Source organism: Antrihabitans auranticaus (assembly GCF_016481275.1).
Taxonomy (GTDB): domain Bacteria; phylum Actinomycetota; class Actinomycetes; order Mycobacteriales; family Mycobacteriaceae; genus Antrihabitans.
Window position 1 is genome coordinate 440451 of sequence record NZ_JAEMNW010000003.1, and the last position, 16766, is coordinate 457216.

At 64.3% G+C, this 16766-nt stretch carries 13 protein-coding genes; 3 read left to right on the forward strand and 10 right to left on the reverse strand.

All coding sequences use genetic code 11. The features are described 5' to 3' along the window. Window positions 1–54: 54 nt before the first annotated feature. The 8 genes from JGU72_RS16360 to glf all read right to left on the reverse strand — a co-directional run bounded on the left by JGU72_RS16360 (window position 55) and on the right by glf (window position 11309). The gene (locus JGU72_RS16360) at window positions 55–1908 is read right to left on the reverse strand and encodes an alpha/beta hydrolase-fold protein (protein WP_199685005.1); all 1854 of its coding nucleotides are present in this window, start codon (window positions 1906–1908) and stop codon (window positions 55–57) included. Window positions 1909–2122: 214 nt separating this feature from the next. Then, window positions 2123–3145 carry an alpha/beta hydrolase gene (locus JGU72_RS16365; RefSeq protein WP_199685367.1) on the reverse strand — a complete coding sequence of 341 codons (1023 nt, stop codon included), beginning with the start codon at window positions 3143–3145 and terminating at the stop codon, window positions 2123–2125. Window positions 3146–3422: 277 nt separating this feature from the next. Continuing rightward, entirely contained in the window at window positions 3423–4481 is a 1059-nt protein-coding gene (locus JGU72_RS16370; protein WP_199685368.1) for an alpha/beta hydrolase, read from the reverse strand. Window positions 4482–4762: 281 nt separating this feature from the next. Further along, window positions 4763–6724, reverse strand: a complete 1962-nt coding sequence (gene zomB / locus JGU72_RS16375) for a flagellar motor control protein ZomB (protein ID WP_307828473.1) — start codon at window positions 6722–6724, stop codon at window positions 4763–4765. After that, entirely contained in the window at window positions 6702–7628 is a 927-nt protein-coding gene (locus JGU72_RS16380) for a decaprenyl-phosphate phosphoribosyltransferase (RefSeq protein ID WP_199685006.1), read from the reverse strand. Before JGU72_RS16380 ends, zomB begins: the two co-directional genes overlap by 23 nt. Before the next feature lie 9 nt (window positions 7629–7637). Further along, on the reverse strand, window positions 7638–8156 hold the full coding sequence (locus JGU72_RS16385) for a phosphatase PAP2 family protein (protein WP_199685372.1): 519 nt from the start codon (window positions 8154–8156) through the stop codon (window positions 7638–7640). A gap of 22 nt (window positions 8157–8178) precedes the next feature. Beyond that, on the reverse strand, window positions 8179–10092 hold the full coding sequence (locus JGU72_RS16390; RefSeq protein WP_199685007.1) for a glycosyltransferase: 1914 nt from the start codon (window positions 10090–10092) through the stop codon (window positions 8179–8181). Continuing rightward, window positions 10089–11309 carry a UDP-galactopyranose mutase gene (gene glf, locus JGU72_RS16395; protein ID WP_199685008.1) on the reverse strand — a complete coding sequence of 407 codons (1221 nt, stop codon included), beginning with the start codon at window positions 11307–11309 and terminating at the stop codon, window positions 10089–10091. Before glf ends, JGU72_RS16390 begins: the two co-directional genes overlap by 4 nt. Window positions 11310–11508: 199 nt before the next feature. On the opposite strand from glf, the gene JGU72_RS31055 reads away from it, so the two are divergent. After that, window positions 11509–11643 (forward strand): hypothetical protein, encoded by a 135-nt coding sequence (locus tag JGU72_RS31055; protein ID WP_267909226.1) that lies wholly within the window; start codon window positions 11509–11511, stop codon window positions 11641–11643. A 46-nt stretch (window positions 11644–11689) separates the two neighbouring features. On the opposite strand, the gene JGU72_RS30730 is transcribed toward JGU72_RS31055, so the two are convergent. Further along, window positions 11690–12463, reverse strand: a complete 774-nt coding sequence (locus JGU72_RS30730) for a MerR family transcriptional regulator (RefSeq protein WP_307828474.1) — start codon at window positions 12461–12463, stop codon at window positions 11690–11692. Between the two features lie 123 nt (window positions 12464–12586). Here JGU72_RS30730 and JGU72_RS16405 point away from each other — a divergent pair, with 123 nt between their 5' ends. Further along, on the forward strand, window positions 12587–14170 hold the full coding sequence (locus tag JGU72_RS16405) for an HD domain-containing phosphohydrolase (protein ID WP_233532497.1): 1584 nt from the start codon (window positions 12587–12589) through the stop codon (window positions 14168–14170). Window positions 14171–14177: 7 nt separating this feature from the next. On the opposite strand, the gene JGU72_RS16410 is transcribed toward JGU72_RS16405, so the two are convergent. After that, window positions 14178–14594 (reverse strand): DUF5990 family protein, encoded by a 417-nt coding sequence (locus JGU72_RS16410; protein ID WP_199685011.1) that lies wholly within the window; start codon window positions 14592–14594, stop codon window positions 14178–14180. A gap of 114 nt (window positions 14595–14708) precedes the next feature. On the opposite strand from JGU72_RS16410, the gene JGU72_RS16415 reads away from it, so the two are divergent. Further along, entirely contained in the window at window positions 14709–16766 is a 2058-nt protein-coding gene (locus JGU72_RS16415) for an AMP-binding protein (protein ID WP_199685012.1), read from the forward strand.

Below are 16766 nucleotides of genomic sequence, written 5' to 3' on the forward strand. Positions count from 1 at the left end.
GGCTACATACGACGGTCATGTGCTCAGCGATTCGAAAGCTGCCCGCGGCACGCCTCAGTGCACCTCGGCTTTTCCGTCCTTGAACGTGATGTAGCCGAGCTGGAAGTTCTGTTGCACGCCACCGGGAATGTCGAACTGGTCACCGGTCGGGAAGCCGAGTCGGCCGTTTTCGTATCCGACGCTCTTCCAGGCCTCGAAGATCGGGCCGTTCTTGATCGACCACGCACCCGACAGCGGGCTCCAATAGATATTGCCGCCCTCGAATTCGTTGAACTTGCCGAAGTCCTTGACCGCGACCTCGTTCGACTTCGGGAACCCGAGCCAGCTGTCCTCGTAGCCGAGCGATCCGTACTTCTGGAAGATCAAGCCCTGCACGCGTTTTGCGCCGGTCGCCTGATTGAAGTACATCGCACCGATCTCGAACCCCTGGACGATGCCGTCCTTGTTCGGCGTCTTGACCTCTTCCGCGACGGGGTAGCCGAGCGGTCCCGCTTCGAAGCCCTGCTTACCCCACTCGTCGAGGATCGCGCCGCGGATCGCATGCGCACCGGTTTGCGGGGTCCAATAGATAGAGCCGTGCTGGAAGAGCTGGAAGCGGCCACGGCCATCGGGCGCACCCTGCTCGGCACTGACCGGCAACCCCAACGGACCCGCCGGTCCGCCGTTGGCCTGATAGGCACCACCGATCCGCCCGGAAACGATCTGCGGACCGGTCGCCTGCGAGAAGAACACTCGGCCGAAGCGGAAGTCCTGGGCAATACCGCCTGCGACGCTGTATTCACCGGTCAGGCAGTCGCCGATCCAGCCGTTGGCTCCGACGACACCGCCGATCGCACCCGCTTGACCGCACGCGGGCTTCTCGACCTCGGTGCCGAGCGCGGTTGCCGCTTGCGGCCAGGACTGCCGCATCTCGAAGTCCCAGTACGGCCACGAGTGCGTGCCCGACGGCCGGTAGTTGATCTGCGCGGGAATCGACAGCTTGTTCAGTTTGGTCGCGAAGTTCTGCGAGGTGAGGCGGGACAGAATTTCGAGCCCCATGCCGGCGAAATTGGTGCTGATGCCCGGGACTGCCGACGGCGCGTCGTACGGTCCGGTGCTGCCGCTGCCGCTCGACACATAGATGCTGAGGCCGCGCAGTTTCTCGGCGAGCTGGAACGGGTCGTGCGCAGCCCACTGCGGACTGGTCGGCGGACCCCACATCGCGCCCGAGTTGAACCCGCCGGCGTCGTTCATCGCGTACTGGATCGCTTGCGGCATGCCCAGAGACGTGGTCGTCAGGAAGCCCGAGTAGGAAGCCGCATACTTCACGAAACCCGGGTTTCGCGCGGCGAGGAACATCGCGGACGTGCCGCCCATCGAGAGACCCGCGACTCCGCGCACGTCGGTCGTCCGCCATTGGCCTTCGAGGAGCGGCGGCAGCTCCTGAGTCAGGAAGGTCTCCCACTTGTAGTTCTTGCCGTTGTCCGGCTGCAACCAGTCCGAGTAGAAGCTGGACTGCCCGCCGATCGGCAGGACGACGTTGACGTTCTTGTCCGCATAGAAGGGCTGCGCCTTGGCATCGAGCGTCCAGCCGCTTTCGCCGTCCTGGGCACGCAGTCCGTCGAGCATGATCAGCGCGGGGAACTTCGCATCGGGGCGGGTGTTCCAGTCGCGCGCGAGCAGCAGCTGAACCTGCACGGGCGTCGCCATGGACGGTGAGTTGATCCACAGCGCAACGCGGCGGTCGTCGAGCCAATCGACCCTGGTGATCGTTGCGCCACCGGCGGGTGCGGCGTGGAAGCCGGGCGCGGTGTGCGGGGCGGGGACTGCGGAAGCGGTTGCCGTCGTCAGTCCGGCAGCGAGCGGCACCACCAACAGGGCTGCGCACAGCCCGAGCCTTCGGGACCGTGATCCTGGTGCGCGAAGCATCGATTGCCTGCCTTTCGTTCCAGGGCGTGCGGACAACAAGCGCCCCTGTGCACGCTCTTTTCTACACGGACGGTCGGGCAACCTCTGGGCGACGCGCGGGAGGCGCAAGATTCTATTGTGACTGATGTTGCAATTGGTGCGTTCTGGCCAATAAAAAGCACCGCCCCGCGTGCCATCGAGGACACGCGGGGCGGTGCGTTGGAAGCAGGTGCAATCAGTGCGCGTTGAGCGCATCCAAGATCATCGGGCGAGCTTTCCAGAGCTCGGTCTCCCAGTAGCGCCACGAGTGGGTGCCAGCGGCCGGGAACTCGAACTTCGCCGCAATGCCGAGAGTCGCCAACCGGGCCTGGAACGCACGGGTGTTGGCGAGTGACAACGCCTCGAGCGCCATACCGTTCGCGGTGTTGTAGACGCCGATCGCCGAGTTGGGCCGGTCGTACGGTCCGGGGATGCCGTTCGCCGCCGAGATGTACATCGGCAGGTCGCGCAAGCGCGGAGCAAACACGAACGGATCGTTACGCAGCCACGCGGGGCTCCACGGCGGACCCCACATGGAATCGACGTTGAAGCGCCCGGCATCGAGCATCGCGACGCGGATGGCCTCACGCATGCCGGGTGCCGAGATGTTCAGGTAACCGGAGAACGCCGAGGCCTGCTTGAACTGGTCGCGGTGGTAGGCGGCCAGCGTCAGGGCGGCGCTGCCGCCCATCGAGAGACCGGCAATCGCATTGTTCGTGCGCGAGATGCCGTAGTTCTCGAGGAACGCGGGCAGCTCGGACGTCAGGAAGGTTTCCCACTTGTACGTCGACCGCTGACCGTTGAAGTTGCTCGGGCCGTACCAGTCGCTGTAGAAGCTGGACTGCCCGCCGACGGGCATCACCAGGGTGATGTTGTCGTCAGCGAACTGCTGGAGGGCGTTGGTCTCGAAAGTCCAGGCGTTGCGGTCGCTTCGGGCACGCAGGCCGTCGAGCAGGTAGAGCGCCGCATTACCGCCGCGCTTGGCCCACTGCACCTGCACCTTGATGGGGCCCATGCTCGACGGGACCATCAGATCCTCGAAGCCCCCGGCAGGAGTGGCGTGCAGGGGACCGCTCAGCGGTGCCGCCTCGGCGACGGTGCCACCGGTCAGGCCGGCCGCTATGGGGAGCAAAAGGGCCGTCGCTCCGAGCGCCAGCACCCGCTTCCGCCAGCTGCGGGACGAAGCCCTGACGGACGACGTTGTGTTGCCAAGACGCATCAACACGGCTCACTTTCCACTTAACGGGGCCCCGCAACCCTGAAAACGGACACATACAAACAGAGACTGCAGCCTCGGAGCCCCGAGGCTGCAGTGCAATTACGACTAGGTCACACTCGCTCGCTGGACCATATTCGACTCCGGTCCATCGTGGCAAATAAGTGGCCCAGCTCACATCGAGCTAGGCCCGTTATTGGTTGGTGACCCTATCTTGTCCGTCCCGTGTTGTCTCCCCCAGGTGTAAAGATTTCTCGTTACCTGGGGGAGACCTGACAGGTCATCCGATATTGGCGCTCATATCCGGAATCATGCGGTAGACGTTGTCCGCCCACCACGGCCAGCTGTGCGTTCCGACCGGCGGGAAGTCGTAGACGACGTTGTTGTAGCCGAGCGTCGCGAGCCGCACCTGGAACGCCCTGGTGTTGACGAGGGCGATCGCTTCGAGGCCCATGCCATTGGCGGTGTTGTAGAGATCCACGAACGAGCGAGGCTGGTCGTAGACGCCCGGAATGCCGCTGCCGGATGCGATGTAGAGCCTGGTGCCGTTGTCACGCAGACGCGGTGCGAAGACGAACGGGTCGTTGCGCAGCCAGCGCGGATCCCACGGGGGTCCCCACATGGCGTCGATGTTGTAGCCGTTCTGGCTCAGCATCGCGAGTCGCATGCCCTCTTTCATGCCCGGCGCAGAGACGTTCAGGTAGCCCGAGAACGAACCGGCGTAGGAGAACTGCTGCGGGTAGTAGGCAGCGAACATCAGGGCCGCGCTGCCACCCATGGAGAGTCCGAAGATGCCGTTACGGGTACGGCTGAAGCCGAGGCGATCCTGCAGTGCGCTCGGCAGCTGGTTCGTGATGAACGATTCCCAGCGGTACGGGAAGCGCTGCGACGAACCCGTCGACGAACCCGCGGATCCCGTGCCGAAGAACGTGCTCGGTGCGATCCAGTCGGAGTAGAAGCTGTTCTCGCCGCCGACCGGCATGACAACGTTGATGTTCCAGTCCATCAGCGCCTGGACGACGTTGGTGTCGATCTCCCAGCCGTTGAGGTCGTTGCGAGCGCGCAAACCGTCCAGGGCGTAGACGACCCGGTTGGTGTTTCCGTCGTTGGCGCGGAACACGCGCGACTTGAGCGGAACGCCGTTCGCATCGTTTACCCAGAAGTCGAAGCCGCGGGGGTTGAAGGCCGCAGACGCGGGCGCCGTGTTACTGGTGACCGCGACACCGAGCGGAAGCAGAAGCGACAATGCGAGCGCTACAGCGACCCGCTTTACCCACGACGTGCTTCTCCGGTGACTCGTTTCCGTTTTTCTTTCCCTGCGGGGCGCGATTACTCGCATCGTCCCTGCCTCTCTCATCTGGCGGCCTTTCCTGTCACACGGCCGGTCGCCGCTTTGTCCGCAGCGTTACTGCATCGATCACTGAGGCTCCCGAGACCTGTGTGACTGATGTGACTCGCTGGGGCATATCTTCAAGGTAGATCGTCCATTTGGCGTCTTCAGTTACCGAACCGTGACCAAAGTAACGCGAACCGATACCGATCCGCTGCGACTCGGAAACAACTGGCCAATTCGACCCGCTTGAAACGTCTACACCAACCTGTGCAACGTACTAGCAACGCTCAGCTTCCGCCAACCACCTTCGGCGGCGGAATCAGTTCACAGCGCTCGATCTCGTACCGCGGCACCCGGTCGAATCGATAATCGGCGAAATGCAGCGCCCGTTTCAAATTCTGTTTCCAGCGATCGAATGTCAGCTCCGATCGGTAGGAAGTGAGCAGGTCTCGCGTTTCCTGGCATGTGAGCGCGACCCGTGCCTGCTCGATCCAGTCTTCGTCCAAGTAGGACGGCAACCAGGGATGCATACCGACCAGTCCGAGATCCGCGATCACCCAGTCCGGATACAGACTCTTGTCGTGTCCGATGCGGCCGTCCGTCAGGCGGTCGCTGTGCGCTGCCAGTGGATACGCCAGGCCCATCGGGTCGAGAACGCGCACATCGAGCGGCACGTTCATGCTCGTCATTCCCAAGTTCAGAAAATAGACGGTGTGCCCGGCGCCACCCTCCGGGATGGGCAAGGGCGGGGGTACGACGTCCCAGTACATGAACGAAGGCGTGTTCAGCAGCAGGCCGCCGTTGGGAGTCTCCTCGATGGCTTCGACCATCGGGCGCATCCGCGGATAGTCGAGGTAGTCCTCCGCAAGAATCGGGTGCTCGTGACCGGTGTTGAGCACGTAGTAGGCGCGCTCGTCGACAATTCCCGTCTTGCCGATCGTCGTGCCTGCAGCACTGCCTGTCATCGTGACGATGGTGAATGCCCAGGCGAGGGTCGCCACCCACGCGACAGCGACGACGAGGGCGCTGGTTTTCTCCCGCGACGACCACGCCGATCGGCGTTCCGGCACCCGAAGCGGCAAGACGGCCACCGGCAACAGAAAGCAGAAGACGACGGGCAGCAGCATTCGCCCGTGCATGAAGTCGCCGCCGACGCGCAGCGAATAGACCAGCAATAGCGCTCCGCTGAACAGGATCAGCCCGACGACCGTGCCGGGTGCCCGCAAACGGGACTGCACCCGCTGTGCCCGCTCCCGAATTCCGGCAGGAGCCGCAGCCCTTCGGCCCGATTTGCGCGACGCGGATCCCCACACGACCGCGGCGCCGCCGATGGCGACGACCAGCACGCCGAAATACAGGTGGTAGGGCAACACGAGGTTCCACAGATACGCGAAGCCTTGCGACCATTTCGATCCCGCCGCATCCTTCGCGACGGCGGTGTTCGGATACGGCAGCGCGTAGTAGCCCATCCGCCAGATCTGGTACCCGACCGGCACCGCACCGGCGACGACCACCATCGCGGCGCGCACGGTCCAGCGGTCCTGCGGCGAGAGGAATACGAGTCCGAGGGCGAGAACCGAGATCAACACCAGTTCGGGCCGGACGAGCGGACCCAGGCCGGCGAAGAAAGCAAGTATCAGTGTCGATGCGACGCTGGGAGTCGGCCGCACCGACCAACGGACGAGCAAAAGGAAGATCAGCGCGAGCCAGAAGATGACCAGACAGCTTTCGAGGCCCGACGAGGCATAGTCACGCGCGGGCGGCAGCGCGATGTAGACGAGCGCGCCCGCCGGAACCAGAAGCAAACCGCCGCTTCCCGACAGCCGCGCGCGATACAGCGTTGCGGACGCGATCATCCCGATCACGATTGCGGCAACCGAAAGGGTCAGCGAAATCGTAAGGACGACGTACTCGAGGCGCGCCTGGCTCAGCCAGCTGAAGGCATAAACGATGTAGGTCCAGGCTGCACTCGTGTTCGTCTCGACCCGTTCGCCCATGTTGAACACCGGACCGTTCCCGGCGAGCAAATTGCGGACCGTGCGCAGCACGATGAGTCCGTCGTCGGCGATCCACCGCCGCTCCCAGCCACCCCAGAGGAAGAACAGCGCGGTGACGACGATGCCCGCAGGGAACACCGCGCGGTACAGGGTCCGGTCCGCGGCGGCGCGTGAGCGTTCGACCGCTTTCGCGTCGGATCGCCGAGCCCTGTGCGCCGAGGACGCCTCATCAAACGAGGTAGACAGCGACACCCACCACTCCGATCCAAGCCACCGCCAGGAATTGCAGCACCCGATCGCCGAGTGCAATCTCCTCCGGCTCACCTGCCTCGCCGCCGTCGACGTCGACCGCGTAGCGGAGGATCGCGACGGTGAACGGCACCATCGATATGGCGTACCAGTTCGAGCCCTTTTCGGCATCCTGCTCGAAGGCCCACAGGCCGTAGCAGATGACGACGGCGGTCGCGGAAAGCGTCCACACGAAGCGTAGATAGGTCGGGGTGTAGTACTCGAGCGACTTTCGGATCTTCGCGCCCGTCCCGAGCGCGAGCTGCAACTCCGCATACCGCTTGCCCGCGGCCATGAACAACGACCCGAAGGCCATGATCAAGAGGAACCACTTCGACAGTGGGATGTCTGCGGCCGCGCCGCCTGCGATCGCGCGCAGGAGGAAGCCGGACGAGACAATGCAGATGTCGAGAACGGGCTGGTGCTTCAGTCCGAAGCAGTAGGCGAGCTGCACGCCGATATATACGGCCATCACCACGGCGAGATGCCAGTTGGCGGTGAACGAGAGTGCGATCGAGCCGACTAGAAACACGACCGACAGCGCGAAGGCGAGGTTGACCGGGAGTACACCCGCGGCGATCGGCCGGAACCGTTTCGTCGGATGCGCGCGGTCGGCTTCGACGTCCATCGCGTCGTTGACCAGGTAGATGCCGGACGCTGCGAGACAGAATGCGACGAAAGCGATGCCGACCGGCCCGAGGACTTCTACCTCGTTGGCCGACCCCGCTGCGAGCGGTGCAGCGAGAACGAGCACGTTCTTGACCCACTGGCGCGGGCGGATTGCTTTGACGATGCCGCCTGCGAGCGTCTTGGGCGGACCCTTGACGACGGCTTCTTCGAGATCGTGGCCCGTCGGCTCTTCACTCATTGGCGCAGCTCATCGTTCTCCCAGTTGTTTCTCCGCCGCAAGGACTGCAGCGGCCGACGCAGCGCCCAGCGCAGCACCGGCAAGCACGTCGGTCGGGTAGTGGACGCCGAGCACCATTCGCGAGAGCAGCATCGGCGGCACAAGTAACGCAGGCAAGGGTAGTCCGGTCAACCTGCCCATCAATACCGCCGCTGCCGTTGTCGACGTCGCGTGCGATGACGGAAAGCTCAATTTACTGGGTGTCGAAACGTTGATTGCCACATTCGGGTGGTCGGGGCGCGGGCGTCGGACGACCCGCTTGATCACGATCGAAGCAGCGTGCGCACCGACCGCACCGACCGCCACACCCGCCCACTGGCGGCGCCGCGGCTTGTCCAGTGCATAGCCGACTGCAGCGCAACCGATCCAGCCGAGCGCGTGCTCGCCGAAGTGGGACATGCCGCGCGCAGTGGCAATCACCGACGGATGCGAACCGGCGCCGGACTGGATCGCTTCGAGGATCGCCACCTCCGGCGGAGCCGCCGGGATGGTGACGGTGTGATCGTGCTCGTCAGGACTCGATGCCGAAGACACGCTCCCACCTCGCTTTGCTGGTCAGTTCCGCGTGCGCTGCCTGGTATTCGGCTTTGAGCTCCGGGAAGCGGCGCGCGAGTTCACGCCGCAGGCGCATTGCTTCGTCGAGCAACTCTTTCGCCTTGCGTGGGTCCCGCTTGCGATAGACGACGCCGCGTCCGTCTGCGGTCGTCACGGTCACGCCGTCGACCTGCGAGAGCAGATACCAGCGCGCGTCGAGCGTCGGAACGTTCAGCTGCGGCCGCTCGTGATGGCTGCTGTCTGCTTTACGGAAGTTGTGCAGGATGCCCTTGCCGAGCCGAGCGACCTTCGCGACGGGATTCGCCGGCTCGCCGACGGCACCGACTGCGGCGTACGACGCGAGCGGCAGCTCGGTCGAGGACGGTACGACGACAGCGTCCGGGTATTCCTTGCGCATCGCATGCACCGAGCCCAACGCGGTAGGCAGCAGCTCGAACAGCTTCGACGGTCCTGCCATGAAGTCCCGGATCGCCTGATTCTGAATGGCGACCGTCGAGTACTCGAGGCAGAGGATGTGCTTGAGCGTCGCCTTGATCGAATTCACGACCAGGCCGCGACCGTTGCCCGGCATGTGCAGAGCGGCAACCACCAGGCGGTTGCGGAGGTGGAAGTACGCCTGCCAATCGATGGCGTCGTCCTTGTCACTCCACGCCATGTGCCAGATCGCGGCACCAGGCATCGTGATCGTCGGGTAGCCGGCTTCGCGGGCACGCAGCCCGTACTCGGCGTCGTCCCATTTGATGAACAGCGGCAGCGGCTGGCCGAGTTCTTCGGCGACCACACGCGGGATCATGCACATCCACCAGCCGTTGAAATCGACGTCGATGCGGCGATGCAGCTGTTTGGAATTGTCGCGGTCGCTGAGTGGGTATTTCGAGAAGTCGTGGTCGTACTCGGTGTTCGGCGCGCCGGTCCACATGAAGATGCCGCGGTTGACGACCTCACCCATGGTGTGCAGGTGCGAACGCTCCTGCAGGTTGAGCATCTGCCCACCGACCAGCGTCGGCTTCTTCGCGAACCGCGCCATGGCGAGTGCTCGCAGAATCGAATCGGGTTCGATCTCGATGTCGTCGTCCATGAAAAGAATGAACTGACAGTCGGTCGTCTTCAGCGCCTCGTACATGATCCGGCTGTAGCCACCGGACCCACCGAGGTTCGGCTGGTCGTGGACCACGAGGCGGTCACCCAGTGCTGCCGCCGCGGGCGCGAAGCCGGGATCGTTGCGGGCCTTGTTCGTACCCTGATCCGGGACGATGACGGCTTTGATCTTGTCGAGCACCAACGGATCCGACGCGAGCGCGGCGAGCGCCTTCACACAATCGGTCGGCCGGTTGAACGTCGGGATCCCGACCGCGATGCTGCCTTCGCCCGGCGCTTCCACGGGCGCGAACCAACCCGCTGCGCTCAGGTCGACATCTGTGTCGGTCGTGATGTCGAACCAGATCCAACCGCCGTCCTCGAACGGTCCGAGGTCGACTTCGAACTCGAGGCCCTCGTCTCGAAATTCCTGACCCGACACGTGAATTCGCGAGCCGTCAGCCTTGGAGCGGTAGACGTCGACGCGGCCGTGACCCGTGAGATCGAGACGTAGAACGACTGCCTGCAGAACGCTCCAGCGCCGCCAGTAGCTCGCGGGGAACGCGTTGAAATAGGTACAGAACGACACTTCGGACTCGGCGCCGACCTGCAGCGAGGTGCGCGAAGTCGCATGTGCCCGACGGGCATTCGTCGCAGCTTCTTCCAGATACAGGGTGCGGACGTCGAGTGGTTCACCCGGTCGCGGCAGCAGAATGCGCTGCAGCAACGACTTTCCGCGCGGTGCGAGTTCCTCGATCGTCTCTACGCCGTCCAGCAGATGTTTGGGGCTCACGCTTGCGCCTCTTCATGCAGCGGCTCGCCCTCTTCGAAGTACGGACGCAGCACGTTGTCGTACATCGAGAGCGCGCTCGCAATTGCCATATGCATGTCGAGGTACTGATACGTGCCGAGGCGACCACCGAACAGCACCTTCGCGTCGGCGGTTTCCTGCTTGGCGAGCCGGCGGTAGGCAGTCAGCTTCGCGCGGTCCTCCCCCGTGTTGATGGGGTAGTACGGCTCGTCACCGGACTCGGCGAACCGCGAGAACTCCCGCATGATGACCGTCTTGTCCGTCGGGTACGACCGCTCGGGATGAAAATGCCGGAACTCGTGAATGCGCGTGAACGGCACCTCGGCGTCGTTGTAGTTCATCACCGGAGTGCCCTGGAAATCGCCGGTATCGAGCACTTCGGTCTCGAAATCGAGTGTGCGCCAGCCGAGTTCGCCTTCGCTGTACTCGAAGTAGCGGTCGACCGGTCCGGTGTAGACAACGGGAGCATCGGGCGAGGTCGCGCGCAGTTCGTCACGAACGTCGAAGTAGTCGGTCTCGAGCCGGACCTCGATGAGCTCGTTGGCCGCCATGTTTTCCAGCCACTTGGTGTAACCGTCGACGGGCAGGCCTTCGTAGGTGTCGTTGAAGTACCGGTTGTCGAAGTTGTAGCGAACGGGCAGGCGCTTGATGATGTCGGCCGGGAGTTCGGACGGATCGGTCTGCCACTGCTTGGCCGTGTAGCCGCGCACGAAAGCCTCGTACAGCGGTCGGCCGATCAGCGAGATCGCCTTCTCTTCCAGGTTGGCCGCGTCCTGGGATTCGAACTCGCTCGCCTGCTCGGCGATGAGCGCACGCGCGTCGTCCGGGCTGTAGAACTTGCCGAAGAACTGCGAGATAAGACCGAGGCCCATCGGGAACTGGTAGGACTGGCCCTGGTACATCGCATAGACGCGGTGCTGGTAACCGGTGAACTCGGTGAACTGGGTGACGTAGTCCCAGACCCGCTTGTTGGACGTGTGAAATAGGTGCGCACCGTATTTGTGCACCTCGATGCCGGTCTGTGGCTCGGCCTCGGAGTAGGCGTTTCCGCCGATGTGGTGGCGGCGGTCCAGTACGAGGACCCGCTTGCCGAGTTGCGTCGCCGCGCGCTCCGCGATGGTCAGCCCGAAGAATCCGGAACCGACGATGATCAGGTCGTACGTGCGCGGGGACGGGCTTTCGGGAGTAGCAGCGGTCACGGGAACTCAGGGTATCCGACGCGGACCCGGCGATTACCGCGCAAGGCCGTGCCGGGTTTGCGACGAAAACTTCTGCGCCGAACTCCGATGCCGAATCGCCATCGAATCGATATGATTCTGTGATTATCCGCACCGCGCCGCCAACGTGCCGGAAGGCTGGCGGCGCTCGTCGATCTCGTTGCAGGTCAAGGGGCTTGGCATGCCTTCCCACCACCAGCACCGCCGCAGGCTCTACATCGCCGTAACCGCGACTCTCATCGGGCTGCTTCTCGCGAAGTTCCTCGCGTGTGCCGAACCTGTCCGCGAGCGTCTCGATCATCTTCGTCACACCTGACGAAAGATGAGTGCAGCGCTGCTCGCACAGCACCGCACCCACCTGCTTACATCCGGTCCGCGAAGACCTTCATCGCGTCACGAACGAACACAGCCGTGCCGACTCCGTGCCCGTCATAGTTCGCAGTGAACCGCGGATCGTCGACGTACATCTGCCCGATCCCGGCAAAAGCTTCGGCCGTCGGCCGGCGCCCCTGCCAGCCACCCGTCATCCACGCGTAGTGGCGACTGGTGATCGCCTGAACCTCGGCGCTGCCGGGATCCAGGCCCGCCTTGTGCGCGTCGGCGAACGCGGTTGCAATGTCGACCTGGCGCTGCTGGAAATCCGCTTTCTCCGCGGCACTCAGTCCGCGCCACCACCGGTCGCCGCTTTCGTAGGCGTCCTTACCCCACCGCTCGATCACCTCGTCCTTGTATTGCGTGTGATCGAAGCCGTCGAAAACTTCCGATGCCATCAGTTCTTCACCTCCTTTCGTTTTTCGTAGTGTCGTTTTCACCGATTCGATCTGCCGCCGAATTCGATCCTGTTCCTGTTCGAGCAGTGCCAGGTGAATCCGGAGAGCAGTTGCCGTGTCCTTCTCGCCTTCCAGAACATCGGCGATCACCGGCAACCCCAGCCCCAATTCGCGCAGCAACAGAATTCGCTGCAGCCGCACCAGTGAGTTCTGGTCGTAGTACCGATAACCGTTGCTGCCGATGCGGGCCGGTGCCAGCAGCCCGACGTGCCCGTAGTGGCGCAGCGTTCTACTCGTCGTACCTGCGGCTTTGGCCAGGTCCTGGATCGACCACTCGACCCGGCTCTGATGCGTTCGGCTCTGCACGTCCTGCTCTTTTCGTCTCGATCTCGTCGATGTTCCAAGGATGCATCTTGACGTTGCGTCAATGTCAACACGCCAAAACAAACAAACCCCCAGTTTGCTCGAAAGCAGTGCCACAATGCGGGCATGCCATCGGCGGTGACCTGGCCAGAGCTTGCGGCCGCAATTTCTCTCGCGGCCGATACCGGTATGGCACAACCACTGGAAAGCGGCTTGGCGACGTGTTTGGTCGCCGACCGATTGAGTGCGCAATTGGCACTTTCGCCGGACGTCCGACGCCGTGTGTACTACCTGTCGTTGCTGCAACACATCGGCTGCACGGCGGCGTCGGCAGAAATGGCGACAGTGCTCGGCGACGAAATGGTGATGCGCCAACATTCTGCGACGCTCGATTTCAGCGATCAACGACAATTACTACGGTTCATGTTGAGCCATGTCGCCCGCACCAACGCACCCCTCGCCCGGCCCGCGGCGCTCGCCCGACTGCTCGTGCTCGGCCGCGCATACGGCGATATCTCCAAAGACGTATGCGAGGCCGCGCAAATTCTCGGCCGCCGCTGCGGGTACGACCCGGACCATCTCACGGACCTCGCGAGCAGCTACGAGAACTGGGACGGTTCCGGCTTCCCGGGTAAAGCCGCGGGCGAGGCGATCCCACTCCCGGTGCGGGTCGTGCAAGTGGCTTCGCTTGCCGTCGCGGGTCACCGGCACGGCGGGGTTCGAGGTGGCGCCGATCTGGTCAGGGAACGGTCCGGGCGCGGCCTCGACCCGAGCGTCTCGGTCGCCTTCCTCGCCGACCCCGACATGGTCCTCGCACCGATTCAGGTGGTCGGTTCGCTCTGGGACGCGGTGGTCGCGGCGGCGCCGGAGGTCGCTCCGATGGCCCCCGACGAGGTCGACGACGCGCTGCGGGCAATCGCGGATTTCACCGACCTCAAATCGCCGTACCTGATCGGTCATTCGTCCGGCGTCGCGGAACTCGCGGCGCACGCAGCGGTAGTTGCGGGGCTCGAACCGGAATACATGTGCCTGTTGCGCCGTGCGGGGTACGTGCACGACATCGGCCGAATCGGCATCAGCGCGAGCATTTGGGGACGGCCGGGCCCACTGCGACCGGACGAGTGGGAGCTCGTCCGGCTGCACCCGTACTACACAGACCGCGTCCTCGACCGGACACCGTTTCTGCGCGAGCTTTCCGCGGTCGCCTCGCAACACCACGAGCGGCTCGACGGCAGCGGTTACTCGCGGGGCATCGAGCGCATGCCGAAGCCGGCCCGCATTCTTGCCGCGGCCGACGTCTACCACGCGATGCGCGAACGTCGGCCACACCGCCCCGCTCTCACCCCGCAGGCGGCGGCGACCCAATTGCACGCCGAAGTCGGCGCTCGACACCTCGACGGCAACGCGGTCGATGCAGTGCTCGAAGCGGTGGCCAATCCCGTGCCGACCGACCTTCCGACAATCCCCGGCCTGACCGCCGCGGAGGTCGGCGTCTTGATCGAAGTCGGTCGCGGACGCGACAACAAGGAGATCGGGCGCACACTGGGGCTCGCCGCGAAACAGGTCGACGGCATGCTCGCGAGCATCTACCCGACCATCGGCGTCGGCACTCGCGCGGGCGCGACACTGTACGCGCTGGAGCGTCGAATCGTGCCGACGATCGTGAGAGCCTCGCCACACTCGGGCGCGCGCTCGCGGTACGCGGACTAGGCCCGCGCTACGTTCCGGCGACCCACGTCAGAAGCGGCGGTCGAACCGACGCACATCGCGGCCCGCCGCATTCGTCGGTCAATGTGAGCTGGGCCTCCACGGTGTCGCATCCGACCATGTCGGACGGGAGTTCGCAGATGTGCAGTTTCGCCCGCCGAAACATCGACCAACTGCCGTCGGCTTCCAGGTTTCCCCAGCTCAGGTACAAGAACCGGGCTCCCCTGCGGCCGTGAACGTACGGACCCCGAAAATCGGGACCGGTCGCAGTTTCGGCAACCGTCACGTCGAACTCGAACACCGCCGAGTCCGCGTCCCCCGGCACCTGATCCACGACCTCACGACCACGCTGCACGCCGACATGGACGTTCTCGGCGGCGCCGAACTTCCGCCCCGGCAACTTCGTGCCGACAATCCGTACCCGCACGATTGCCAACCTAACTGTTACCAACAGTTCTTGACCCCGGGTGAGCGTAGTCAGTACAAATACTCACACATGCCAACGCAAACCGGGGGCCAAGCCTGACGGGAACAACTCAGAGTGTTATCCGACGTAATAGACGTGGATGTTCTTCTCGAACTTCCACGCCACGCAATATGGGAATACTTGAGTGATCCCGAATGGTATCCGCGCTTCTTCCGCGGAATGGGTACCTGCGAGCGACTCACCGAAGCCGAGCCCGACCGGCCGGCCGTCTACGCGGTCCGCGTCGCACCACCGCACGCCGAGGCCGTCAACCTAGGTCTACGTGCGGTAATCGGCCGCAACGGTTCCGACTTCACGCTCGAGAGCGTCGATGGCAGCAGCTTTGTCTCGGTCCGCCTTTTCGAGGTCAACGAGAACATGACGCGAATCGTCGCGACATTCTTCAAGGCCGCCCAGATTCATCCCGCGCTGATGAAAAACGAAAATGCTGCTTTGACGGCGTGGACACGCGAGGGCTTGCAGCGAATCGAAGACTTTCTGACCGGAAAACCGACGTCGATTGTGTCGAACTCCGGCGACTATCGCTCGGTCCAACTAAGTGTCGCGAAGACGATGGTGAAGACCGGTGTGGTGCGAGCCGCCCGCCCCGACCGCGGCATCAAGCAGTTGAACTCGCTCGCGAAGTGGGGCTTCACGCTGGCAGGCGGCTTTGCTGCCGCTGCAGCTCGGGAACCCAAGACGATCGCGCTCGCCGACCGGCGTGGATCCCTGACCTTCGCCGAACTGCACGAGCGTACGAACCGGCTCGCGGCGGCACTGCCGGGTGTCGGCGTCACGCCCGGCTCGACGGTCGCGATCATGGCCCGCAACCACGCGGCGATGGTCGAGTGCATGGTCGCCTGCGGAAAGTTGGGCGCGCACCTTCTGCTGCTCAACACCGGCCTGGGCGCCCGGCAGGTCGAAGAGCTCCTGGTGCGGCACAACCCGCAGGTCGTGTTCCTCGACGACGAGTTCGACTCGGTGATCCAGTACCTGCGCCCGAACGTCATGCGGATCAGCACCGCACCGGCGCCGAACGACCGGCCGACGCTGGAAGGACTCATCCTCGGCGCGCCGAGCACCGTCGTGAAGGCGACCGAGCCGGGCAGGCTCATCGTCTTGACCTCGGGCACCAACGGCAGCCCGAAGAGCGCCAAGCGGCCCACCCCGAAGGGGTTTCAGGCGGTTGCGGCGATGCTCAGCCGGATGCCGCTGCAAATGGGCGAGAAGATGCTGATCGCCGCACCGCTGTTCCACAGCTGGGGGCTCGCGGCACTCCAAATCAGCACACCGATTCGGTCGACCGTCGTGCTCGCCGACCGGTTCGACGCCGAGGATTGCCTGCGCGCCATCTCTGTCCACAGGTGCACCTCGCTGATCGCGGTGCCCGTGATGATCCAGCGAATTCTCGACCTGCCGCCTGCGGTCCGCGCCCGATACGACACCTCCAGCCTGCGCGTGGTCGCCTGCAGCGGGTCGCCGATGTCCGGTCAGCTCGTCACGAGTTTCATGGACACCTTCGGGGACATTCTCTACAACTTCTACGGTTCGACCGAAGTCTCGTGGGGCACGATCGCCGACCCCACCGACCTCCGTGCAGCGCCGACGACCGCGGGCCGGCCGCCGCTCGGTACTCGCATCAGCGTTCTCGACGAGCACGGTTCGCCGCTGCCGTGTGGCGCGGTGGGACGAATTTTCGTCGGCAACGACATGCTTTTCGACGGCTACACCGACGCCGCGCCGCCACCGATCGCCGGTCAGCTGATGGACACCGGCGACCTCGGCTATATCGACGCGGACGGACGGCTCTTCGTCTCCGGTCGTGACGACGAGATGATCATCTCGGGCGGTGAGAACGTCTTCCCGCGGCCGGTCGAAGAGGCACTCGCGCATCTGCCGCAGGTCAGTGAGGTCGCGGTTGTGGGCGTCCCGGACGTCGAATACGGTCAGCGGCTCGTGGCGTTCGTCGTGCCCCGCGAAGGCGCGCGGCTCGACCAGGACATGGTGCGCTCCTACATCCATCACCGGCTCAGCCGCTTCTCCGTACCGCGGGACGTGACATTCCTGACGGCGTTGCCCCGCAACGCAACTGGGAAGATCCTCAAGCGCGTGTTGATCCAGCCGACTGCCTGA